This is a genomic window from Streptomyces sp. WP-1 (assembly GCF_030450125.1).
Taxonomy (GTDB): Bacteria; Actinomycetota; Actinomycetes; order Streptomycetales; family Streptomycetaceae; genus Streptomyces; species Streptomyces incarnatus.
In genome coordinates, this window is record NZ_CP123923.1 from 4,625,293 (window position 1) to 4,647,071 (window position 21,779).

Sequence of the window (21,779 nt, forward strand, 5' to 3'; positions counted from 1 at the left end):
CCGCCGCCGTCGCCGGGAGTGCCGTACGCGTCGCGGTGCAGTCCTGGGCCGCCACCGCCTCCCCGCCCACCGGCCCGGACGGCCCCGCCGCGCTGGCCCTGCGCAACCTCAAGGCCCTGGGCGGCTTCGACTGGGACGGCGCGTACTAGGGGCTTACGGGAGGCCCGGCCCACCCCCGGCCCGGCTCAGCCTGTCCCCCAACCCCCGTACGCACGCCGCCAGTTCATCCGGCCCCCGCACGGTGAACTCGAACCCCGTCAGCGCCAGCCGGACCGACAGCCACTCCAGGGGGTCACCGGTGCCGCCCGCCAGGACGCAGCCGCCCTCGCCGTCGTCCACGGGCGCCCCGTACGCCCCCGGGAGCCGCTCGGCGACCTCCGCCGCCGACGCGGCGAACCGCACCTCGAAGTCGTACGCCTCCTGCCACTGCTGGATCGACCGCCGCAGATACCCCGCCGCGCTGCCCGTCGGCAACTCCCGCTGCGCGAACCGGACTCCGGTGGCGAACGGCTCGCTCACCCGGTCCACCCGGAACGTGCGCCAGTCCGCGCGGTCGAGGTCGTACGCGACCAGGTACCAGCGCCGCCCCGTCGACACCAGCCGATGCGGCTCGGTCAGCCGGCGGGACGTGCCGCCCTCCTTGTCGCGATAGGCGAACCGCAGCCGCTCCCGGCCCGCCACGGCCGAGGCCAGCAGGGTCAGCGTCCCGGCCGGGATGCTCGCGCCGTCCCCGGCGGTCAGCGGGGTCGTCGCCGCCTGGAGGGTGGCCACCCGGTGCCGCAGCCGGGCCGGCAGGACCTGCTCCAGCTTGGCGAGGGCCCGTACCGACGCCTCGTCCATGCCCGCCACCGCGTGCCCCGCGCCGGCCCGCAGCCCGACCGCGATGGCGACGGCCTCCTCGTCGTCCAGCGCCAGCGGCGGCAGCGCCTTGCCCGCGACCAGCCGGTACCCGCCGTCCGAGCCCTTCGTCGCCTCCACCGGGTAACCCAGCTCACGCAGCCGGTCGATGTCCCGCCGCACGGTACGACGCGACACCGCGAGCCGCTCGGCCAGCTCACCGCCCGGCCACTCACGGGGCGTCTGGAGCAGGGAGAGCAACTGGAGCAGCCGTGCCGGGGTGGCGGTCGTCATGCGTACGAGGATGCCGCACGCCCAGGACGGCACCTGACCTAGTCGTCGCGGGCGTTCACCGCACCACCGCCGCACGTCCCGTTGGTCCGGTTGATCCCGTGTGTGTTGTTCACGGCACCTGCGAGATACGTCACGGTCCGGGCCCGAAGCGCCCCGCCGTGGTGTGTACTGGTGGGTATGCCCGAGCATCTGTCGACTCTCCAGCTGGTCGCCGCGGTCTTCCTCACCCTGGCCGGCGTGGTCTGGGCGATCGGTGTGCTGCGTCTGCTGCGCCGGTTCCGCGCTCAGGCGCTTCGCGAACTCGCGGCCGCCCGCCTGCCGTTCCTCCCCGCCCAGCGGACCGGCCCGCCGCGGGAGTCGGTGGAGCTGACCCCGGCCGAACAGGACGCCTTCGCCGGGCTGATACGACAGCTCGGCCACCGCTGAAGCCCGGCCACCGCCGACCGACCCGGCCGGGCCGCCTGCCCCGCCGTCCGCTCCGCTCTCGGCCCGCCCGTCAGCCCTGTCGTGCCGCGCGCCGCTCCATCGCGGAACGGGCCGCGTCCTCCGACATGTACACCTCGCACATATGGCGGCCGTCCGGCGTCGCCGTGTGCTCGACCTCCCACAGGGAGATCTCGCTGTCGTCCGGCAGCAGGAACGCGTGCTCGTACAGCACATAACTCAGCCCCGAGCGGCCCGCCCGGCCCGGACGGCCGAAGGCCTGGGTGATCTCGTGCGCCGTCGCCGTGGCCAGCAGGTCCGCCGTGCGGTCGCTGGGACGGTCCGCGTTCTCCGCGCGGCGCAGCAGCCGGCGGGCGTGGTCGGCGGAGTCGCCGCAGGCGAACACGTGCCGGGGAGCGGGCACCGCCCACAGCCAGGTCGGCGCGGGCAGCTCCAGTTCGGGCGCGTCCGGGGGTAATCCGAGCCGCGAGGTGGCCGTCTGGAGCTCCTCCTCGTCCGTGTACACCTCGTGGTCCGGCGGGCCGCCCGGGGTGGTGTTGTGCGCCAGCTCCCACAGGGTGACCGCCGAGCCGTCGGCCAGCAGCCAGGTGTGCCGGTACGTCTCCCGGTGCAGCCCCGCGCTGTGGTGCGCGGAGTGCAGCGAACTGTCGTACGCCAGCGCGCAGTCGAGCCGTCGTATCACCTCGTCGGGCAGCTCGAAGGAGTTCAGGGCGCGGCCGAGGAGTCGCGCGAGGTGTTCCTCGGGCGACTCGGGCGACTCGGCTGGTTCGGGCGCTGCCGTCTCGTACGGAACGCTCAAGGCATCTCCCGGCGTTGCTGCATGTCACCTTGTGGGTGCATACCGTAGCCCCTCGATCGGACGTCATGTCCGGGAATGGGGAAAACGAACACCGGAAAAACGCGCGGGCCGCGCGAGATGTTCCCGCGCGGCCCCAAAACCCGTCAAAACCCGTCGGTCAGACGGCACTTCCGGCGGTCCAGGCGCTCCAGGACATGTTCCAGCCATTGAGGCCGTTGTCCGGGGCCACGGTGGTGTCGGGGGAGTTCTTCACGATCACCACGTCGCCGACGAGCGTGTTGTCGAAGAACCACTTCGCCGGGGTGTCGCCCTGCGCGCCCTGCACATCCGCGAGGCCGACGCAGCCGTGGCTGGTGCCCTGCCGGCCGAAGGGTGGATTGCCCTTGTTGTACCAGTAGTTGCCGTGGATGAAGGTGCCCGAGGACGTCAGGCGCATCGCGTGCGGCACGTCCGGGATGTCGTACTCCCCGCCGAAGCCGACCGTCGAGCCGTTCATCCGGGTCTGGGTGAACTTCTCGGAGATCACCATCTGCCCGTTGTACGTGGTGTGCTCCGGGCTGCCCCCGGAGATCGGCACCGACTTGAGCGTCTGGCCGTCGCGGACCACGGTCATCGTCTGCGTGCCGACGTCGACCGTGGAGACCTGCGAGCGCCCGACGGTGAAGGTGACGGTCTTCTTCTGCACGCCGTACAGGCCCTGGGCGCCCTGCACATGGTCCAGGTCGATCTTCATCTTGACCTTGGAGCCGGCCTTCCAGTAGTCCTTCGGCCGGAAGTCCAGGCGCCGGTCGCCGAACCAGTGCCCGACCACCTGCTGGCCGCTGCTGGAGTTCACCGTGATGTGCGACTGGACGGCCTTCTTGTCGCTGATCGACTTGTTGAAGGTGAACGACACCGGCATGCCCACACCGACCGTGCTGCCGTCGTCCGGTGTGTAGGTGCCGATGTAGCTGCTCGCCGAACTGACGGTGCTGAAGATGGCGTTGGCCGCCGCAGGCCGTCCCTCGGCGTCCTTCGCCCGCGCGGCTATCTGGTACTTCGTGCCGAGTTCGAGGCGCTGCTTCGGCTTCCAGCTGCGGCCGTCCGCCGATATCGCCCCCGGTACGGCCTGCTGCGAGCCCGACACGGTCATCTTCACGTCGGTCAGCGTGCCGTCGCTGACCTTCACCCCGGTCGCGTTGACGGACGCGTCCGTCGCGCCGTCCTTCGCCGAGATCGCTATCTTCGCCGTCGAGGTCTTCGGGGAGTCCTTGCCGCCGTCCTTGTTCGAGGCGTTGGCGTCGCCGCCGCAGGCGGTCAGGGTGAGGGCGCCGACCATCAGGGCGGCACAGGCCCCGAGTGCGCGCCGCGCTGCAATGTCCGGCGTTGTCACGGGCTGCTCCAGGTTCGTGTGGTGTGCGTGGTCCGTTCCCATGCGCTGAGAAAGAGTGCGCAAACAGTCCTTGAGGTTCCCCTCAAGTCCTCGTAAGGCCACGACGTGACAGAACCGCGACAATCCGCGTCCGGCGACGACGCGTCCCCCTCACGACCGCCCGTACAACTCCCCGTACGACGGCCACGCTCCGCCCGGCCCGTCGACCGGCTCGGCCGCGCGCACCGCCCGCACGATCGCCCGGGTCACCAGGTCCGCGCCCGCCGCCAGCAGCTCGTTGAGGGCGAGCGGGTGGGCGGCGAGCGGCCGGGCGCCGGTGGCCAGGGCGAAGACCGTGTCGCCGTCGTGCAGCAGATGGACCGGGCGGACGGCACGGGCGATGCCGTCGTGCGCGGTGCCGGCCAGCTTCTGGGCCTGGGCCTTGGTCAGTTCGGCGTCGGTGGCGACGACCGCCAGCGTCGTGTTCAGCGGCGGCGGGGTACGCCCCGCGCCGGACTCCTCCAGCCGCTGCAGCGCCGCCTCGTGCATCTCCTTCTGCGGGTACGCGACCCGGCCGTCGTACAACTCCCCGTACAGCACCCCCGTCTCCGGATCCATCACGGAACCCGCCGCGTTCGCGACCACGAGCGCGGCGATGGTGATCCCCGAGTCGAGGACCGTGCTCGCCGTGCCGACGCCGCCCTTGAGCCGGCCGGTCGCCGCGCCCGTGCCGGCACCCACACAGCCCTGCGGCACCGGGGCGCCCACCGGACTCGCGGCCGCCGCCTCCACCGCCGCCCGTCCCGTCGCCGCGTCCGGACGGGCCCGGAAGTCACCGCCGCGCCCCAGGTCGAAGACGCAGGCCGCGGGCACCACCGGCACGACATGCGCCGGATCCGGCCCCACCCGCACGCCCCGCCCCCGCTCCTCCAGCCAGGCCATCACCCCGGACGCCGCGTCGAGCCCGTAGGCGCTGCCCCCGGTGAGCACGATCGCGTCGACCCGCTGGACCACATTGCGGGGATCGAGCGCGTCGGTCTCCTTGGTGCCGGGCCCGCCCCCGCGCACATCCACGGCGGCCACGGCCCCGCCCTCCGGTGCCAGTACGACGGTGGTCCCGGTGAGCCGGCCGTCCCCGGTCCGGGTGGCGTGTCCGACCCGCAGCCCGGCGACATCTGTCAGCGCGTCAACTGTCATGGCCGCCAGTCTGCCCGAGCCCCGCCCACCACCGAAGGGCCCGGCCCACCACCGAAGGGCCCGGCCGACCGCCGAGGGGCCGGGCCGACCGCCGAGGGGCCGGGCCGACCGCCGAAGGGCTCAACCGGCCACTGAAGGGCTCAGCCCGCCGGTGCCCCGGCGCCCGCCGCGCGCTCCCTTCGGACCATGCGGGCCGTCAGGGTCACCCCGGTCGCCACCGCCGCCGCGCAGACCAGGCCCGCCGCGAGCACCGACCAGCCGCCCAGGAAGGTGCAGCCGAGCACCAGCAGAGCGGTGACCGGCAGCACCAGCTGCTGGGCGACGCCCACCTTGAAGTGCCGTGCGTGCAGCGCCCAGACGGTCAGCAGATACAGCGCCGTCGGCAGGGTCACCGCCGCCGACGCGGCCGCCGTGGAGATGTGCGCCGAGCCGACCGCCTCCTCCACGGCCACCTCCAGGCCCGCGCCGATCGCCGCCGCCGAGGAGAAGATCAGATAGTGGCCGTACCCCCACAGGAACGCCCGTCCGCTGGAGCGCAGATGACCGTGGATGGGCACCACGAAGTAGATCCACCAGGCGGAGAACACGATCAGGAGGCCGCCCGCCGCGATCGGCAGCAGCTCGCCCAGCGCGGAGTGCTCGTCCACGGCCGACTTCACGGCGACCGTGGCGGAGGCGATCGTCTCGCCGAGCACGATGATCGTGAACAGTCCGTACCGCTCGGCGATGTGGTGCGGATGCCACGAGGTCTCGTAGTCCCGCTCGGCGAACAGCGGTACGCACATCTCCGCGATCGCCATCACCAGGAACACCCAGGGCCGCGCCGGCTGCGGCAGCACCACCAGACCGGCCCAGCCGACCTGGCACAGCAGCACCCCGCCCGCATAGCGCAGCGCGGCTCTGCGCTCGGTGCCCTCGGCGGTCCGCGCGGCTCTCAGCCACTGGGTGGCCATCGCGAGGCGCATGATCACATAGCCGAGCCAGACCGTCATGTAGTCGTGCTGCTCGAAGGCCCGGGAGACACCGGCGGCCAGCACCAGGACGCCGGCGATCTGCACCAGGGTGACGACCCGGTAGAGCACGTCGTCGTTGTCGTACGCCGAGGCGAACCAGGAGAAGTTCATCCAGGCCCACCAGATGGCGAAGAACACCATCGCGTAGTTGAGGACCCCGGTGCCGGCGTGGCCGGCGGAGACGGCGTGCACCAGTTGCACGCCCGCCTGCGAGACCGCCACGACGAAACACAGGTCGAAGAGGAGCTCCAGCGGGGAGGAGACCCGATGGGCCTCGTGCCGCCCGCGCGCGGTGAGCCGTCGCACGGGGTCGGAGGCGTGGGATGCGGGGTGGGATGCGCCCGGAGTCGCGGGAGCCGGGGTGGAACTCGGTGTCATGCCTCTCAGCACAGCAGAAAACCGGGCGGGAGGCTTGCGCGGGCGCTCACCGGCGGCCGGCGGTCCACCGGGACGGGGGCCGTACCCTGGACGCATGAGCGATGCCCCCGCACCCGGACCGCGCGACCCGAGGCCCGCGCTGGTCTTCGACGATCCGCTGGACCAGCAGTCCTCGGACGACACCGACCGCGGCTGGGGCGAGCGGCCGGCCGGCGACAGCGCCGCCGACCTCAAGCGCTTCCTCGACGAGAAGCCGCCCCACCACATCTGAGGCCCCGGGACCTGCCCTAGTGGTCGTCGTGGCCCGTGCCGCGCTGGGCGACCAGGGCGTCGCGGATCTCCTTGAGCACCTCCAGCTCGGACACCTCCATGACCTCGTGGGTGCCTTCCCGTGCCGCCTTGCGGGCCGCCTGCCGGGCCAGGTACTTCGACATCGGCAGGACCATCAGGAAGTACACCACCGTCGCGGTGATCAGGAAGGACAGCGCGGCGCCGAGGACGGAACCCCACATCAGCTGGATGCCGTGCGTGCCATGGCACGAGTCGCTCAGGCACGTGCTGTAGTTGTCCAGGTTCTGGGTGCCGATCGCGCCGACCAGCGGGTTGATGATCCCCTTCACCAGCGCGTTGACGATGTTGGTGAAGGCTGCGCCGATGACGACCGCCACTGCCAGGTCGATGACATTGCCGCGCATCAGGAAGGCCTTGAAGCCTTGCAGGACGCTCGGTTCGTTCTTCGCGCTCACCTCGGGGACGCTCCTCGCATGCACAAGTTGTGGAACAAAACGCTCCGCAACCTACGTCACCGTACGGCCATAGTGTCCAATCCAGTCCCCCGAAGGAGGGACTTGACAGCGCGCCGCCGGGAAAAAGTCCGGCACGGTTCAGCACAGCGTCACCGCCAGCCGTGCCGTGGCACTCGCCCCGACGAGCCCGGCCGCGAGGGCACGCGGCACCGCGAGCACGACGAGCGCGCCGGTCTCGGCCGTGCCGTCGAGCGGCTCCGGCACCCGTGTCACCCGCACCCCGCGCGCGAGCACCCGGGCGCCGCCCCCGCTGGACGGATCCTGCGCGGCGACCACGTCGACCCGGTCGCCGGGGCGCAGCAGCCGGACCGTGGCCGCGTCGGCGATCCGCACCGGCGCCGCGACCAGACGTGCCGGGCGGGACGGGCGCAGGGGAGTCGCGGGCGGGTGTCCGCGCGCGGACCGGGCGGGCCGCGGTGCCGCGTCGGTGCGGTGCGCCTGCGCCGAGGTTCCCGGGCCCGCCGCCACCAGCGCGGCCGCGGTCACCGCGAGGCCGGCCGCCACCGCCCGCCCCCGGTGCCGTACGAGCCGCTGCACCCGGTACCGCCCGCCGCGCACCCGCACCGGTGGGAACGGCGGCACCTCGCAGGTCGCGGGTGCGTCCGTGCCCGGCGGGTGGGGCAGGCGCGGGGGAGGGGGGAACGCGGCGCGCGGGGCGGCCGGGGTGGGAGCGGGCGAGGGGAAAGAGGTGAGGGGGAGAGGCATCGGGGTCACCGCCTGGGACGAGGGACGTCGGCTTGCGATGCCCACGATGACGCCTCGCGCCGGATCCCGCCGGGGCCGGTGGACCACCGCCCGGTTGTGGATATCCCGCCCACCCGAACGGGTGATTCCGCTGGGCGGTCCACTCCGGCTACGGCGACTTGTCCACAGCCCCTCGTCGGTCCCTCGTCCCGCCGTCCTTCCCGGCCACGGCCGTCCGCCCCGCCACGCCACGGTCCCCCGCCCGCTACGGCAGCTCGAACCCCGGGTCCATCCCGCCGAGCGCGTTCACGCACAGGCAGTCCCGCTCCCCGGTCGCCGGCAGCGCGGCCACCGCGTCGAAGAGCACCCCGCGCAGCCGTTCCACATTGGCGGCGAACACCTGGAGGACCTCCTCGTGGGAGACGCCCTCACCGGTCTCGGCGCCCGCGTCGAGGTCGGTGACCAGGGTCATGGAGGTGTAGCACAGCTCCAGTTCGCGGGCGAGCGCCGCCTCGGGGTGACCGGTCATGCCCACCACCGACCAGCCCTGCGCCTGGTGCCACAGCGACTCGGCGCGGGTGGAGAAGCGCGGCCCCTCGACCACGACCAGCGTGCCGCCGTCCACCGGCTCCCAGTCCCGGCCGCGGGCGGCCTTCAGCGCGATCGCCCGTCCGGTGGGGCAGTAGGGGTCGGCCAGGGACACGTGCACGACGTTCGGCACCGTGCCGTCGGGCAGCGGCAGCCCGTCGAAGTACGACTGGGCCCGGGACTTCGTACGGTCCACGAACTGGTCCGGCACCAGCAGCGTGCCGGGGCCGTACTCGGCGCGCAGGCCGCCCACCGCCGACGGGCCGAGGACCTGCCGGACGCCGACGGAACGCAGCGCCCACAGGTTGGCGCGGTAGTTGATGCGGTGCGGCGGCAGATGGTGGCCGCGGCCGTGCCGGGGCAGGAAGGCCACCCGCCGGCCGGCGATCTCGCCGAGGAACAGGGAGTCGCTGGGCGGCCCGTAGGGGGTGTCCACTTGTACCTCGGTGACGTCGTCGAGGAACGAGTAGAAGCCCGAGCCGCCGATTACGCCGATCTCTGCGTTCGCCATGGCCAAGACATTAGCTGGCCGTGACGCCGCGCAGGAGACCTTGCCGGAGAACGCCGGATGCCCCACCGTCGGGGGACGGCGGGGCGGGCGTCAAGAGAGACGGGGCGTACGGCCTCAGGCGGCGGACGTGCCGGCCGAGCTCGACGTGGACGTCGACGACGACTTCGAGTCGGACGACGACGAGGTCGAGGCGGGCTTCGCGTCGGACGACGAGGAGCCGGACGACTTGGTCGCCGGGCTGCTGCTCGACGTGGAGCCGCGCGAATCGTTGCGGTAGAAGCCGGAGCCCTTGAAGACAATGCCGACCGCGGAGAACACCTTCTTCAGGCGCCCGTTGCAGTTGGGGCACTCGGTCAGGGCATCGTCGGTGAACTTCTGCACCGCCTCGAGGCCCTCGCCGCACTCGGTGCACTGGTACTGGTAGGTCGGCACTGTCTTCCTCCTGGCACTCTCACTCATTGAGTGCTAACGACGCTCCATAGTGACGTATTCCCGGGGATCAGTCCACCGTCACCGGCGAGCGGTGACCGACGCCACGTGCCACGGCCTGCGTCTCCTGGCGTGCGATCAGCGCGGATCGCAGCGCCACCAGGGTCAGCAGGGCGAGCACCGTACCGCCCATCGGGACCAGGAATCCCGAGCCGCCCCACAGCCGGTCCTCCAGCTGTCCCGCGACGGTGACCGCGGCCGCCTGGCCGAGCGCGACCGCGCCGGTCAGCCAGGTGAACGCCTCGGTGCGGGCCCCGGCCGGGACCAGGGCCTCGACCAGCGTGTAGCCGGTGATCAGCGACGGCGCGATGCACATGCCGACCAGCAGGCCGAGCGCGGCGAGCAGCAGCACCGAGTGCGCCGTCCACAGCGCGGACGCGGTCAGCGCGAGCGCCGCGTAGCCGACGACCAGGCGCCGCTGGGGCGCCGTCTTCCAGGCGATCGCGCCGCAGACGACGCCGGACAGCATGTTTCCCGCGGCGAAGACGCCGTACAGGACGCCGTTCAGACCGGGCTCGCCGATCGACTGGGTGAAGGCGGCCAGGGAGACCTGCATGCCGCCGAAGACCGAGCCGATGCCGAGGAAGGTCACGATCAGCACCCGCACACCGGGGACCCGGAGCGCGGAGCCGTGCTCCACGCGCGCGGACCCGCCCGTGGCCGTCACCGCGGGCTGCGTGCTCTTCTGCGCGGCGAACAGCAAACCACCCACGAGGGTGAGCGCCGCCTCGGTGAGCAGACCGGCCGCCGGGGTGACGGCGGTGCACAGGGCGGTCGCCAGCAGGGGCCCGAAGACGAAGGTCAGCTCGTCGGTGACCGACTCGAACGCGGCCGCGGTGCCCATCAGGGGCGAGCCCTGGAGCTTCACGCCCCAGCGCGCCCGCACCATGGGCCCGACCTGCGGCACCGAGGCGCCGGTCGGCACGGCCGCCAGGAACAGCACCCACAGCGGCGCGTGCGCCAGGGCGAGCGCCGTCAGGGACAGACCCGCCAGGGTGTGCACCAGGACGCCGGGGAGCAGCACGGCGCGCTGGCCGTAGCGGTCGGCCAGGCGCCCGCTGTAGGGCGCGAACAGCGCCATGGAGACGCCGGTGACGGCCGCGGCGGCGCCGGCGGCGCCGTACGAGCCGGTGGTGTGCTGCACCAGCAGCACGATGGAGAGGGTGAGCATCGCGAACGGCTGGCGTGCCGCGAAGCCGGGGAGCAGGAAGGTCCAGGCGCCGCGGGTGCGCAGCAGTGCTCCGTATCCGGGGCGGGAGGAGGCCGTCGAGGTCTTCGCCGATTCGTCGGTGACCGTGGATCCCACGGCCGTGCCTTTCTGCCGCCTGGTAGCGCGCGTCCCGTGTGGGGCCCGGGCGCCGAGAGCTGTCCTCTTGCGCGGACTGCGGTAGATACCGGCGCCCACGGCAAGGTGGGGGGCGTCACGGCCGCCATACGGTCGCGCCAGCTCTGCGTCAGGCAGAGTTGGTTCGATCAGGGTGCCCCTTCATCGTACAGGGGCCACCCCCGCGAGGGCTGTGAAAACGAGCACCATCGGGTCGGTCACCTGGGATTCCGCGGCGCGTGCGCCAGGTGTGAACCATAGGAAACCCGTTCTTAACGCGAGCCCCCGGCCTTCGAGCCCCTGGCGTCCGCCCCGTCCGTGCCCAGCCAGCTCGCCAGCTTGCCGCCGTGCGCGACCGCGCGCAGCCGCGCCTCCGCCGAGTCGCGGACCGGGTCGGTGGCGACCACCAGGAGTTCGTCGCCGCGCCGCAGCACCGTGCTGGGCAGCGGTACGAAGGACTTCCCCTCGCGCACGACGAGCGTCACGGCGGATCCGGACGGCAGCCGCAGCTCGGCGACCTCCACACCGTGCATCCGCGACTCCTCGGGGATGGTCACGGACAGCAGATGCCCGCGCAGCCGCTCCAGGGGCGCCGATTCGATGCCGAGGTCGGCCGCCTCGCCCTTCTCGCCCAGGCGCAGCTTGCGCGCGAGCCAGGGCAGCGTCGGCCCCTGGAGGAGGGTGTAGACGACGACCAGGACGAAGACGATGTTGAAGATCCGCCTGCTGCCGTCGACGCCGTTCACCATGGGGATCGTCGCCAGGATGATGGGCACGGCGCCGCGCAGCCCCGCCCAGGACATCAGGGTCTGCTCCTGCCAGGGCACCCGGAACGGGGTCAGGCTGAGCACCACGCTGAGCGGGCGGGCCACCATGGTCAGCACCAGGCCGATGACCAGGGCGGGCACGACGTCGTCGCCCAGTTCGTGCGGGGTGACCAGGAGGCCGAGCAGGACGAACATGCCGATCTGGGCGATCCAGCCGAGCCCCTCCGCGAAGCCGCGGGTGGCCGGCCAGTGCGGCAGCTTGGCGTTGCCGAGCACCATGGAGGCCAGATAGACCGCGAGGAAGCCGCTGCCGTGCCCCAGGGCGCCGGCCGCGTACGCGGAGATGGCGATGGCGAGGACGGCGATCGGGTAGAGGCCGGAGGCGGGCAGCGCCACGTGCTTGAGTCCCCAGGAGCCGACCAGGCCCACCGCGAGTCCGACGGCCGCGCCGATGGCCAGCTCCAGGGCTATCTCGCCGATCAGCATGTACCAGTGCTCGACCGGTCCCGCCGTGGAGAACGCGACGACCAGGATGACGACCGGGGCGTCGTTGAAGCCCGATTCCGCCTCCAGGGTGCCCGTCACCCGTGCGGGCAGGGGGATCCTGCGCAGCACGGAGAACACCGCCGCCGCGTCCGTCGAGGACACCACCGCGCCGATGATGAGCGCCTGCCGCCAGTCCAGCCCGACCAGATAGTGCGCGCCCGCCGCGGTGACCGCGACGCTGACCGCGACGCCCGCGGTGGCGAGGACGGCGGCGGAGGACAGGACCGGCCGTACCTCCTTCCACTTGGTGCCGAGGCCGCCCTCGGCGAGGATCACGACCAGGGCCGCATAGCCCATGACCTGTGTCACGGCGGCACTGTCGAAGTGGATGTGCCCCAGGCCGTCCTGGCCCATGACGATGCCGATCCCCAGGTAGACGAGCAGGCTGGGGAGCCCGCTGCGCGAGGAGATCCGCACGGCCGCGACGGCGACCAGCAGGACGAGGGAGCAGACGAGCAGAAGCTGGTTGAGGTGCTGAACAGTCAGCGGCGGTTCCCTTCCTTGGCCCGGGCGCGGGGCGCGCGGACGCGCGAACACAAGATCCGAGGCTGCGGCGCACCGCATCCAGTACTTCGTTACCTTACCTAAGTCTTGACGCTTTCTTGACGTTAGAGGGAGAAGACCGAACGCTCGTGCGTGCCGGTTCCCGACTCCGCGTCAAGGCGCACAGGGTCCTGCGCCTATGGTTGCTCCAGCGCTCATTCAAAGTCATGGCCCGACCTGCCGCTCGCGTTAGGACAGCAAGGACAGCGATGCCCCCGAACACCACCGCCACAACGGGTGACACCGCCACCACCGGTGCCGCGCCCGCCAAGTCAGGCAGGAAGAAGGGGCGCAAAGCCCGACTGCTCGTCCTGCTGCTGGTCCTGGCCGTCATCGCGGGCATCGCCTACGGCGGCTACTGGTCGGTCAGCGCCGTGCGCGCCTCCCTCCCGCAGACCACGGGCTCGATCACGCTCGACGGGCTGTCCGGCCCGGTCGACGTCAAGCGGGACGGCAACGGCATCCCCCAGATCTACGCGTCCTCCGACGCGGACCTGTTCATGGCGCAGGGCTACGTCCAGGCGCAGGACCGGTTCTACGAGATGGACGTGCGCCGGCACATGACGGCGGGGCGCCTGTCGGAGATGTTCGGCAAGAGCCAGGTCAAGAACGACGAGTTCCTGCGCACCCTCGGCTGGCAGCGGGTCGCGAAGCAGGAGTACGACACCAAGCTGTCGGCCTCCGCCAAGAGCTATCTGGACGCCTACTCCAAGGGCGTCAACGCGTATTTGAAGGGCAAGAGCGGCAAGGACATCTCCCTGGAGTACGCCGCTCTCAACCTGACCAACGACTACACGCCGCAGCAGTGGACGCCGGTCGACTCGATCTCCTGGCTGAAGGCGATGGCCTGGGACCTGCGCGGCAACATGCAGGACGAGATCGACCGCGCCCTGATGACGAGCCGGCTCGGCCCGCAGCAGATCCAGGATCTGTACCCGGAGTACCCGTACAGCCGTAACAAGCCGATCGTGCAGGAGGGTCAGTACAACGCGCTGACCAAGAGCTTCCAGCAGAGCGCCGCCGCGGGCACGCCCGTGGGCACCGGCACGACGACCGGCACGGGCACGAACACCGGCACGACGGGGACCACGGGCACCACCGGTACAACGGGTACGACCGGTACAACGGGGACGACCGGTACGACGGGCACCACCGGCGCCACGGGGTCGTCTGCGGGCACCGCGGGCGCCACCGGCTCCGGAACCTCGGGCGCCTCCGGTTCGGGCCTCACGAGCCAACTGGGGGGCCTCTACAACTCCCTGGACGACCTCCCGACCGCCGTGGGCGTGAACGGCCAGGGCATCGGCTCCAACTCCTGGGTGGTCGGCGGCCGGCACACCATCAGCGGCAAGCCGCTGCTCGCCAACGACCCGCACCTGGAGGCGTCCCTGCCGGGCGTCTGGTACCAGATGGGCCTGCACTGCCGGACCGTCTCGGCCAAGTGCCAGTACGACGTCACGGGTTACACGTTTGCCGGGATGCCCGGTGTGATCATCGGTCACAACGCCGACATCGCCTGGGGCATGACCAACTCCGGGGTCGACGTCAGCGACCTCTACCTGGAGAAGGTCACCGCCGGCGGCTACCTGTACGACGGCAAGGTGCGGCCCTTCAAGACCCGCCAGGAGACCATCAAGGTCGCCGGCGGCGCCGCCAAGACGATCGTCGTGCGCGAGACCCAGGACGGGATGCCGCTCCTGTCGGACCGCGACGACGAGCTGGTCCAGGTCGGCAAGAGGGCCACCGTCACCTCCGCCGCCCCCGACCGCGGCGACGGCTACGGCATCGCCCTGAAGTGGACCGCGCTCGAACCGGGCGCCTCCATGGACGCCATCTTCGCGCTCGACAAGGCCGGCGACTGGAAGGACTTCCGCGCCGCTGCCGCCGAGTTCGACGTGCCCTCGCAGAACCTGATCTACGCCGACACCCGCAACAACATCGGCTACACCCTGCCGGGCAGGATCCCGACGCGCTCCGCCGCGGACGACGGCTCCGTCCCGGCGCCCGGCTGGGACTCCAAGTACCGCTGGACCGGCTACATCCAGCAGGGCGAGCTGCCGTACGAGTACAACCCCAAGCGCGGCTACATCGTCACCGCCAACCAGGCCGTGGTCGACAAGGACAAGTACCCGTACACCCTGACCACCGACTGGGGTTACGGCACCCGCAGCCAGCGGATCACCGACCTGATCGAGTCCAAGATCAAGGGCGGCGGCAAGATCTCCACCGACGACATGCGGCAGATGCAGCTGGACGACAGCAGCGAGATCGCCAAGCTCATGGTGCCGAAGCTGCTGAAGATCAACCTGTCCGACAAGAATGTGCGCGACGCGCAGAAGCTGCTGGAGGGCTGGGACTACACCCAGGACTCCGACTCCGCGGCCGCCGCCTACTTCAACGCCGTCTGGCGCAACGTCCTCAAGCTCGCCTTCGGCAACAAGCTCCCCAAGGAGCTGCGCGTCAAGGGCCAGTGCCTGTGGGTCGACAAGATCGACAGCACCGGCCCGGTGGACGACAACACCAAGGTGCGCGAGTGCGGCATGCGCGCCGCGGACCAGGCGCAGCCGGACGGCGGCGACCGCTGGTTCGAGGTCGTGCGCGATCTGATGAACAAGCCGGACAGCGACTGGTGGAAGACGCCCAAGCAGGGCACCCGCCCGGCGGCGGACAACATGGACCAGCTCTTCGCGCGCGCCATGATCGACGCCCGCTGGGAGCTGACCGCCAAGCTCGGCAAGGACATCGACACCTGGAGCTGGGGCCGGCTGCACCGCCTGTTCCTGAAGAACCAGACGCTCGGCACCGACGGCCCCAAGGTGCTCCAGTACCTGCTCAACCGCGGCCCCTGGAAGCTCAACGGCGGTGAGGCGGCCGTGGACGCGACCGGCTGGAACGCCGCCGGCGGCTACAACGTGGTCTGGGTGCCCTCGATGCGGATGGTCGTCAACCTCGCCGACCTCGACAAGTCCAAGTGGATCAACCTGACCGGCGCCTCCGGGCACGCGTTCAGCGCGCACTACACGGACCAGACGGACAAGTGGGCCAAGGGCGAGCTGCTGCCCTGGTCGTACTCCTCGAAGGCGGTCGACAAGAGCACGAGCGACACCCTCGTCCTCAAGCCGTGACTCCCGCACCGGCATACGGAACGGCCCTCCGCGCGCGCGTGGAGGGCCGTTCCATATGGCGCGGGCCTCAGGTGAGGCGGCGGACCCCGGACGGCGTCACCACCGCGTGCACCGGCCGGTCGTGCCCCTCCACCGGGACGCGCGCGACGACCTCCGTGTCGTAGAGCAGCACCACGAGACGGGCCCGCGCGCCCGCGCGCTCCAGGCGGGCCAGGACGCGGTCGTACGAGCCGCCGCCGCGCCCCAGCCGCATTCCGCGCGCGTCCACCGCGAGTCCGGGCAGCAGGACCACGTCCGCGCCCGTCACGGCGTCCGGGCCGAGCCGCGGGCCCGAGGGTTCGAGAAGGGCCATCTTCGTGCCGTGCCGGACCTCCGTCAGCGAGCCGGGACCGGTGTACTCGCCCCAGTCCAGGTCGTTGTCCGCCAGCAGCGCGGGGAGCAGGACACGCGTGCCCCGCGCGCGCAGGGCGTCGAGGAGTGCGCCGGTGCCGGGTTCCGCGCCGACGGAGACGTACGCGGCGACCGTGCGCGCCCCGGCCAGTTCGGGCAGTTCCAGGGCGCGCGCGGCCAGCGCCCGGCCGGACTCCCGTACGTCATCGTCCGGCAGCCCGTTCCTCATCGCGAGGAGGCCTTGCCGCAACGTCCTCTTGTCAGGCTCGTCCACGCGTCCGTCGTGTTCCACGGGTCGTTCCCGCACCCTTTCCGTCTGCCGTTCACGGCGTCGATGTCGTCCAGGTCGTCGTCAAAGGGTGGGCCAAGCGCGGCCCCAGGTCGCGCCAAGGGCCGCCGGTTAAGGTGGCGGGCATGACTCAGTCGCACCCCAGGATCAGCAAGGCTGTCATTCCGGCGGCGGGTCTTGGTACCCGGTTCCTGCCGGCGACCAAGGCCACTCCCAAGGAGATGCTGCCGGTCGTCGACAAGCCCGCGATCCAGTACGTGGTCGAGGAGGCCGTGTCCGCGGGGCTCGACGACGTCCTGATGATCACCGGTCGTAACAAGCGTCCCCTGGAGGACCACTTCGACCGGAACTACGAGCTGGAGTCCGCCCTCCAGAAGAAGGGCGACGCGAGCCGGCTCGCGAAGGTGCAGGAGTCCAGCGACCTGGCGACCATGCACTACGTCCGCCAGGGCGACCCCAAGGGCCTCGGCCACGCCGTGCTCTGCGCCGCCCCGCACGTCGGCCACGAGCCCTTCGCGGTCCTCCTGGGCGACGACCTGATCGACCCCCGCGACCCCCTGCTCCAGCGCATGATCGAGGTCCAGGAGCAGCACGGCGGCAGCGTGATCGCCCTCATGGAGGTCGCGCCCGAGCAGATCCACCTCTACGGCTGCGCCGCCGTCGAGGCCACCGCCGAGGGCGACGTCGTCAAGATCAGCGGACTGGTCGAGAAGCCCGACCCCGCCGACGCCCCCTCCAACTACGCGATCATCGGCCGCTATGTCCTCGACCCGCACGTCTTCGACATACTGCGCACGACGGAACCGGGCCGCGGCGGCGAGATCCAGCTGACCGACGCGCTCCAGCAGCTCGCCGAGGACGAGAAGGCCGGCGGCCCGGTGCACGGCGTCGTCTTCCAGGGCCGCCGCTACGACACCGGCGACCGCGGCGACTATCTGCGTGCCATTGTCAGACTCGCATGCGAACGTGAAGACCTGGGCCCGGAGTTCCGGACCTGGCTCCGCAGTTACGTAGCCGAGGAGATGCAGCAGAGTTGAGCAGCGCCGCGACCCGCCCGACCGGCGAAGACGACCTGTGGTCGGTGGACCAGCACCTGGAGGACATCCTCACCACGGTCCAGCCCCTGGAGCCCATCGAACTCCAACTGCTCGACGCCCAGGGCTGTGTCCTGGTCGAGGACGTCACGGTGCCGGTGTCGCTGCCGCCGTTCGACAACAGCTCGATGGACGGGTACGCGGTGCGGGTCGCCGATGTCGAGGGCGCCAGCGAGGAGTTCCCGGCCGCCCTTGAGGTCGTCGGGGACGTCGCGGCCGGCGCGGACGACCCGGTGCGCGTCGGACCGGGCCAGGCCGCCCGGATCATGACCGGCGCCCCGCTGCCGCCCGGCGCCGAGGCCGTCGTCCCCGTCGAGTGGACCGACGGCGGGCTCGGCGAGGGCCCGGCCGGCGGCATGCGGGCCCGCAGCCTCGCCCCCGAGGACGCCGAGGGCCAGGTGCGCGTGCACCGGCCCGTCGAGGCACGCGCGCACGTACGGGCCGAGGGCAGCGACGTGAAGGCCGGCGACCGCGCCCTTCAGGCCGGTGCGATCCTCGGCCCGCCGCAGATCGCCCTGCTCGCCGCGATCGGCCGGGGCACGGTGAAGGTGCGCCCGCGCCCGCGCGTGGTCGTCGTCTCCACGGGCAGCGAACTCGTCCAGCCCGGCGAGCAGCTGGGCCACGGCCGGATCTACGACTCCAACAGCTTCGCCCTCACCGCCGCCGCGCGGGACGCGGGCGCCATCGCCTACCGGGTGGGCGCCGTCGCCGACGACGCCGAGACCCTGCGCTCGACCATCGAGGACCAGCTGATCCGCGCCGACCTGCTGGTCACCACGGGCGGGGTGAGCGTCGGGGCGTACGACGTGGTCAAGGAGGCGCTGGCGGACATCGGCGACGAGGACGTGCCGGGCAGCGGCATCGAGTTCCGCAAGCTGGCCATGCAGCCCGGCAAGCCCCAGGGCTTCGGCTCCATCGGCCCCGACCACACACCGCTGCTCGCGCTGCCGGGCAACCCCGTGTCGTCGTACGTCTCCTTCGAGCTGTTCGTCCGCCCCGCGATCCGCGCCCTCATGGGCCTCACCGATCTGCACCGGCCGGTGGTGCGGGCCACCCTCAGCGCCGACAAGGCGCTGCGCTCCCCGAAGGGCCGCCGGCAGTTCCTGCGCGGCCGGTACGCCGACGGGGAGGTCACCCCGGTCGGCGGCGCGGGCTCCCACCTGGTGGCGGCGCTGGCGCACGCGGACGCGCTGATCGTCGTACCCGAGGACATGGAGGCGGTCGAGCCCGGCACCGAGGTGGAGGTCGTACCGCTCGGCTGAGGCAGGTCCGGGGCGGCTGCGCGCGGCTACTTGGCGGTACCGTGTCGCGCACAGCAGGCCCGCGCACCGCACGGCGCGGGCCCGGACCGGGAGCGCCGCACAGCATGACCGAACCGTCCCGGGGGCAGACCCCCGGATCCCCCGCCCAGGACCGCCTCACGCACCTCGACGCGGCCGGCGCGGCCCGCATGGTCGACGTCTCCGGCAAGGACGTCACCGCGCGCACCGCACGCGCCGGCGGCCGTGTCCTGGTCTCGCCCCGCGTGATCGAACTGCTGCGCGGCGAGGGGGTGCCCAAGGGTGACGCGCTGGCCACCGCGCGGATCGCGGGCATCATGGGCGCCAAGCGCACCCCGGACCTGATCCCGCTCTGCCACCCGTTGTCGGTGGCGGGTGTGAAACTGGATCTGTCGGTCGCGGACGACGCCGTGGAGATCACGGCCACCGTGAAGACCACGGACCGCACGGGTGTCGAGATGGAGGCCCTCACCGCGGTGACGGTCGCCGCGCTCACCGTGATCGACATGGTCAAGGCGGTCGACAAGGGAGCGGTCATCACGGACGTACGCGTGCTGGAGAAGACGGGCGGCAAGTCGGGCGACTGGAGCCGGGCATGAGCTACCGCGCCCTGGTGATCACCGCCTCCAACCGGGCCGCCGCGGGCGTCTACGAGGACCGGGGCGGCCCGCTGATCGCCGACGGCCTCACCCGCCTCGGCTTCGCCGTGGACGGCCCCCGGGTCGTGCCCGACGGGGAGCCGGTCGAGGCGGCCCTGCGCGAGGGCGTGGCCGCCGGGTACGACGCGATCGTCACCACCGGCGGCACCGGCCTCACCCCGACCGACCGCACCCCCGAGGCGACCCGCGCGGTCATCGACCACGAGGTGCCGGGCATCGCCGAGGCCGTCCGGGCGTTCGGCCGGGAGAAGGTGCCGACCGCCGCGCTGTCCCGGGGGGTGGCCGGGGTCGCCGGCCGGACCCTGATCGTCAACCTGCCGGGGTCCACGGGCGGGGTGAAGGACGGACTGGCCGTCCTGGAGCCCCTGCTGGCCCACGCCGTCGACCAGATCCACGGCGGCGACCACGCCAGACCCAGCTCGGGGGGTGCGAACTGAACGGGTCGACCTGGCCGGTCGTGCTGGTGGACGGCGATGTCGTCCTGCGGCCGATAAAGCTGCGCGACCAGCGCGAGTGGCGCGAGGTGAACCGCCGCAACCGCGACTGGCTGCGCCCCTGGGAGGCCACGATCCCGCCGCCCACCCCGAGCGGTGCGGTCGCGCACCGGCCGACGTACCGGCAGATGGTCCGGCATCTGCGCCGCGAGGCGCACGCGGGCCGGATGCTGCCGTTCGTCATCGAGTACCAGGGGCGCCTGGTCGGGCAGTTGACGGTCGCCGGGATCACCTGGGGGTCCATGTGCTCCGGGCACATCGGCTACTGGGTGGACGAGTCGGTGGCCGGGCGCGGGGTGATGCCCACGGCCGTCGCGCTGGTGGTGGACCACTGCTTCCACGCCGTCGGACTGCACCGCATCGAGGTGTGCATCCGCCCCGAGAACCGGCCCAGCCGCCGGGTGGTGGAGAAGCTCGGATTCCGCGAGGAGGGGCCCCGGCCGCGTTATCTGCACATCGACGGCGCCTGGCGCGACCATCTGGTCTTCGCGTTGACCGCCGAGGAGGTGCCGGACGGGCTGCTCGGACGGTGGCGGCGGGCGCGGTCGGCGGCACAAGGACCGAGAAATTGAATATGCGTTCGAAATTCTGATCCTAAGGGTCGCAAAAAATGCTGGAAATATCAGCCAGATCGTGCGACACACCGGCTCAATTGGCGGATACCTTCGGTCAAACCCCTCTACCGTGTGAGTCGTGAGCAGCAGCGGCCTCATCTACGCAGTCATTGTCGGGGCCTGGGCCGCCTACTTGGTGCCGATGTGGCTCCGTAGGCAGGACGAGCTGAACGAGGCCCGTCCGACGGAACGCTTCAGCACCGCCATCCGGCTGCTTTCCGGACGGGCGGGGATGGAGCGCCGATACGCCAAGGACCTGCGGGCGCGCTCCACCGACGAGGGGGAGCAGGGCGCCGTCGATCCGGACGCCGTCACCGATTCGGTGGACGTCCGGGCCTTCGCCATGCCCCCGACCCGCCGTCAGATTCCGGTGGAGGCCGAGCCCGAGGCGTTCCGGAGCCCGGAGACCGACCGGGGCCACGCCCCCGCGATCCCGGCGCAGCAGCAGGCACCGGCACCCCGGCGCGCCCCCTCGGCGCCTTCGGCACAGGCGGCCGCGGCGCGCGCCCGGCGCACGAAGGTGCTCGCCCGCCGTCGGCGCACCACCGTGCTGCTCTTCCTCGCCTTCACCGTCGGCGCGATCGTCGCCGCCGTCGGCGGCCTCGCCTTCCTGTGGGCGCCCGCCGCGCCCGCCGTGCTCCTCAGCGCGTACATCGCCTATCTGCGCGCCCAGGAACGCCGCCGGTTCGCCTACCAGATGGACCGCCGCAGCGCCGAGGCCGCCGCCCAGCGACTGCGTGAGCGCCAGCCGCGCCGGCGCGCGACCCCGGAGGCCGCCCGCGCCACCGACGAACCGGAGGAGGCCACAGGGACCGACACGGACCCCGGCCTCTCCACGCTCGCCGCCGACCGGCGCGCCCTGGTCGAGCAGACCGACCACGCCGAGTGGGTCGACCAGCAGCGCGAGCGGCAGCGGCGGCCCGGACACGGCGACAGCTGGGACCCGGTGCCGGTGCCCCTGCCCACGTACGTGACCGCGCCGGTCGCGCCGCGTGCCACCTCCGGCGTCGACCTCGGCGGCCCGGACACCTGGAGCTCGGCGCGGTCCAGCTCGGTCGCCCCGGAGCAGGAGACGGGCCAGGCGCCCGCGGCCGAGGAGAGCGAGCCGGCGTCCCCGGCGGCGGACCGGCCGGCCGACGGCCGCGGCGGCGCGCGCCGTGCCGCCTCCGCCCGCCGCTCCCGTGAGCGCGGCCGCACGCCGCTCTTCGACCAGTACGAGGACGGCGACCGTCCGCGCGCCGCCAACGAGTGACGGCCGTCGCA

Annotated in this window: 21 protein-coding genes; 9 read left to right on the forward strand and 12 right to left on the reverse strand. The window is 72.2% G+C overall.

Annotated features, from left to right (window positions below):
• Positions 1 to 153 precede the first annotated feature (153 nt).
• Positions 154 to 1,131, reverse strand: coding sequence for a YafY family protein (locus QHG49_RS20285; RefSeq protein WP_201300584.1), 978 nt, complete (start codon positions 1,129 to 1,131; stop codon positions 154 to 156).
• A gap of 177 nt (positions 1,132 to 1,308) precedes the next feature.
• On the opposite strand from QHG49_RS20285, the gene QHG49_RS20290 reads away from it, so the two are divergent.
• A complete protein-coding gene (locus QHG49_RS20290; protein WP_086808321.1) occupies positions 1,309 to 1,557 on the forward strand; it encodes a hypothetical protein in 249 nt (82 codons plus the stop codon).
• A gap of 70 nt (positions 1,558 to 1,627) precedes the next feature.
• Here QHG49_RS20290 and QHG49_RS20295 read toward each other — a convergent pair whose 3' ends face one another.
• The 4 genes from QHG49_RS20295 to QHG49_RS20310 all read right to left on the reverse strand — a co-directional run bounded on the left by QHG49_RS20295 (position 1,628) and on the right by QHG49_RS20310 (position 6,313).
• Positions 1,628 to 2,374 carry a DUF6227 family protein gene (locus QHG49_RS20295; RefSeq protein ID WP_301490588.1) on the reverse strand — a complete coding sequence of 249 codons (747 nt, stop codon included), beginning with the start codon at positions 2,372 to 2,374 and terminating at the stop codon, positions 1,628 to 1,630.
• Between the two features lie 157 nt (positions 2,375 to 2,531).
• Positions 2,532 to 3,746 (reverse strand): Ig-like domain-containing protein, encoded by a 1,215-nt coding sequence (locus QHG49_RS20300; protein ID WP_301490589.1) that lies wholly within the window; start codon positions 3,744 to 3,746, stop codon positions 2,532 to 2,534.
• A gap of 150 nt (positions 3,747 to 3,896) precedes the next feature.
• Positions 3,897 to 4,922: a P1 family peptidase gene (locus QHG49_RS20305; protein WP_301490590.1), complete on the reverse strand. Its 1,026-nt coding sequence runs from the start codon at positions 4,920 to 4,922 to the stop codon at positions 3,897 to 3,899.
• A 140-nt stretch (positions 4,923 to 5,062) separates the two neighbouring features.
• Positions 5,063 to 6,313, reverse strand: coding sequence for a low temperature requirement protein A (locus QHG49_RS20310; RefSeq protein ID WP_145492519.1), 1,251 nt, complete (start codon positions 6,311 to 6,313; stop codon positions 5,063 to 5,065).
• Positions 6,314 to 6,407: 94 nt separating this feature from the next.
• Here QHG49_RS20310 and QHG49_RS20315 point away from each other — a divergent pair, with 94 nt between their 5' ends.
• Positions 6,408 to 6,584: a hypothetical protein gene (locus QHG49_RS20315; protein WP_145492520.1), complete on the forward strand. Its 177-nt coding sequence runs from the start codon at positions 6,408 to 6,410 to the stop codon at positions 6,582 to 6,584.
• A gap of 16 nt (positions 6,585 to 6,600) precedes the next feature.
• Here the strand turns inward: QHG49_RS20315 and mscL are convergent, their stop codons facing one another.
• The 6 genes from mscL to QHG49_RS20345 all read right to left on the reverse strand — a co-directional run bounded on the left by mscL (position 6,601) and on the right by QHG49_RS20345 (position 12,565).
• On the reverse strand, positions 6,601 to 7,059 hold the full coding sequence (gene mscL / locus QHG49_RS20320; protein WP_159702244.1) for a large conductance mechanosensitive channel protein MscL: 459 nt from the start codon (positions 7,057 to 7,059) through the stop codon (positions 6,601 to 6,603).
• Between the two features lie 138 nt (positions 7,060 to 7,197).
• Complete coding sequence (locus QHG49_RS20325) at positions 7,198 to 7,824, reverse strand: hypothetical protein (RefSeq protein ID WP_301490591.1); 627 nt, start codon at positions 7,822 to 7,824, stop codon at positions 7,198 to 7,200.
• A 244-nt stretch (positions 7,825 to 8,068) separates the two neighbouring features.
• Positions 8,069 to 8,902, reverse strand: coding sequence for an S-methyl-5'-thioadenosine phosphorylase (locus QHG49_RS20330; RefSeq protein ID WP_145492524.1), 834 nt, complete (start codon positions 8,900 to 8,902; stop codon positions 8,069 to 8,071).
• Positions 8,903 to 9,016: 114 nt separating this feature from the next.
• Positions 9,017 to 9,334 (reverse strand): FmdB family zinc ribbon protein, encoded by a 318-nt coding sequence (locus QHG49_RS20335; RefSeq protein ID WP_159702241.1) that lies wholly within the window; start codon positions 9,332 to 9,334, stop codon positions 9,017 to 9,019.
• 67 nt (positions 9,335 to 9,401) lie between these two features.
• The gene (locus QHG49_RS20340) at positions 9,402 to 10,697 is read right to left on the reverse strand and encodes an MFS transporter (protein WP_159702238.1); all 1,296 of its coding nucleotides are present in this window, start codon (positions 10,695 to 10,697) and stop codon (positions 9,402 to 9,404) included.
• Between the two features lie 290 nt (positions 10,698 to 10,987).
• Positions 10,988 to 12,565 carry a potassium/proton antiporter gene (locus tag QHG49_RS20345; protein ID WP_301490596.1) on the reverse strand — a complete coding sequence of 526 codons (1,578 nt, stop codon included), beginning with the start codon at positions 12,563 to 12,565 and terminating at the stop codon, positions 10,988 to 10,990.
• Positions 12,566 to 12,780: 215 nt separating this feature from the next.
• Between QHG49_RS20345 and QHG49_RS20350 the strand changes: the two genes are divergently transcribed.
• A complete protein-coding gene (locus QHG49_RS20350) occupies positions 12,781 to 15,696 on the forward strand; it encodes a penicillin acylase family protein (RefSeq protein ID WP_301490598.1) in 2,916 nt (971 codons plus the stop codon).
• A 67-nt stretch (positions 15,697 to 15,763) separates the two neighbouring features.
• On the opposite strand, the gene QHG49_RS20355 is transcribed toward QHG49_RS20350, so the two are convergent.
• On the reverse strand, positions 15,764 to 16,378 hold the full coding sequence (locus tag QHG49_RS20355) for a 5-formyltetrahydrofolate cyclo-ligase (protein WP_370530489.1): 615 nt from the start codon (positions 16,376 to 16,378) through the stop codon (positions 15,764 to 15,766).
• A gap of 122 nt (positions 16,379 to 16,500) precedes the next feature.
• Between QHG49_RS20355 and galU the strand changes: the two genes are divergently transcribed.
• The 6 genes from galU (at position 16,501) to glpR (ending at position 21,768) form a co-directional block, all read left to right on the forward strand.
• Positions 16,501 to 17,412, forward strand: coding sequence for a UTP--glucose-1-phosphate uridylyltransferase GalU (galU, locus tag QHG49_RS20360; protein ID WP_301490601.1), 912 nt, complete (start codon positions 16,501 to 16,503; stop codon positions 17,410 to 17,412).
• A complete protein-coding gene (gene glp / locus QHG49_RS20365) occupies positions 17,409 to 18,731 on the forward strand; it encodes a gephyrin-like molybdotransferase Glp (RefSeq protein WP_145490705.1) in 1,323 nt (440 codons plus the stop codon). The genes galU and glp overlap by 4 nt, the downstream gene beginning before the upstream one ends.
• A gap of 104 nt (positions 18,732 to 18,835) precedes the next feature.
• Positions 18,836 to 19,348: a cyclic pyranopterin monophosphate synthase MoaC gene (gene moaC / locus QHG49_RS20370; protein ID WP_159702229.1), complete on the forward strand. Its 513-nt coding sequence runs from the start codon at positions 18,836 to 18,838 to the stop codon at positions 19,346 to 19,348.
• Positions 19,345 to 19,845 (forward strand): molybdenum cofactor biosynthesis protein B, encoded by a 501-nt coding sequence (locus tag QHG49_RS20375; protein ID WP_159702226.1) that lies wholly within the window; start codon positions 19,345 to 19,347, stop codon positions 19,843 to 19,845. The genes moaC and QHG49_RS20375 overlap by 4 nt, the downstream gene beginning before the upstream one ends.
• Positions 19,846 to 19,865: 20 nt before the next feature.
• On the forward strand, positions 19,866 to 20,474 hold the full coding sequence (locus tag QHG49_RS20380; RefSeq protein ID WP_301490605.1) for a GNAT family N-acetyltransferase: 609 nt from the start codon (positions 19,866 to 19,868) through the stop codon (positions 20,472 to 20,474).
• Between the two features lie 121 nt (positions 20,475 to 20,595).
• On the forward strand, positions 20,596 to 21,768 hold the full coding sequence (glpR, locus tag QHG49_RS20385) for a gephyrin-like molybdotransferase receptor GlpR (protein WP_301490607.1): 1,173 nt from the start codon (positions 20,596 to 20,598) through the stop codon (positions 21,766 to 21,768).
• The last annotated feature ends 11 nt before the right edge of the window (positions 21,769 to 21,779 follow it).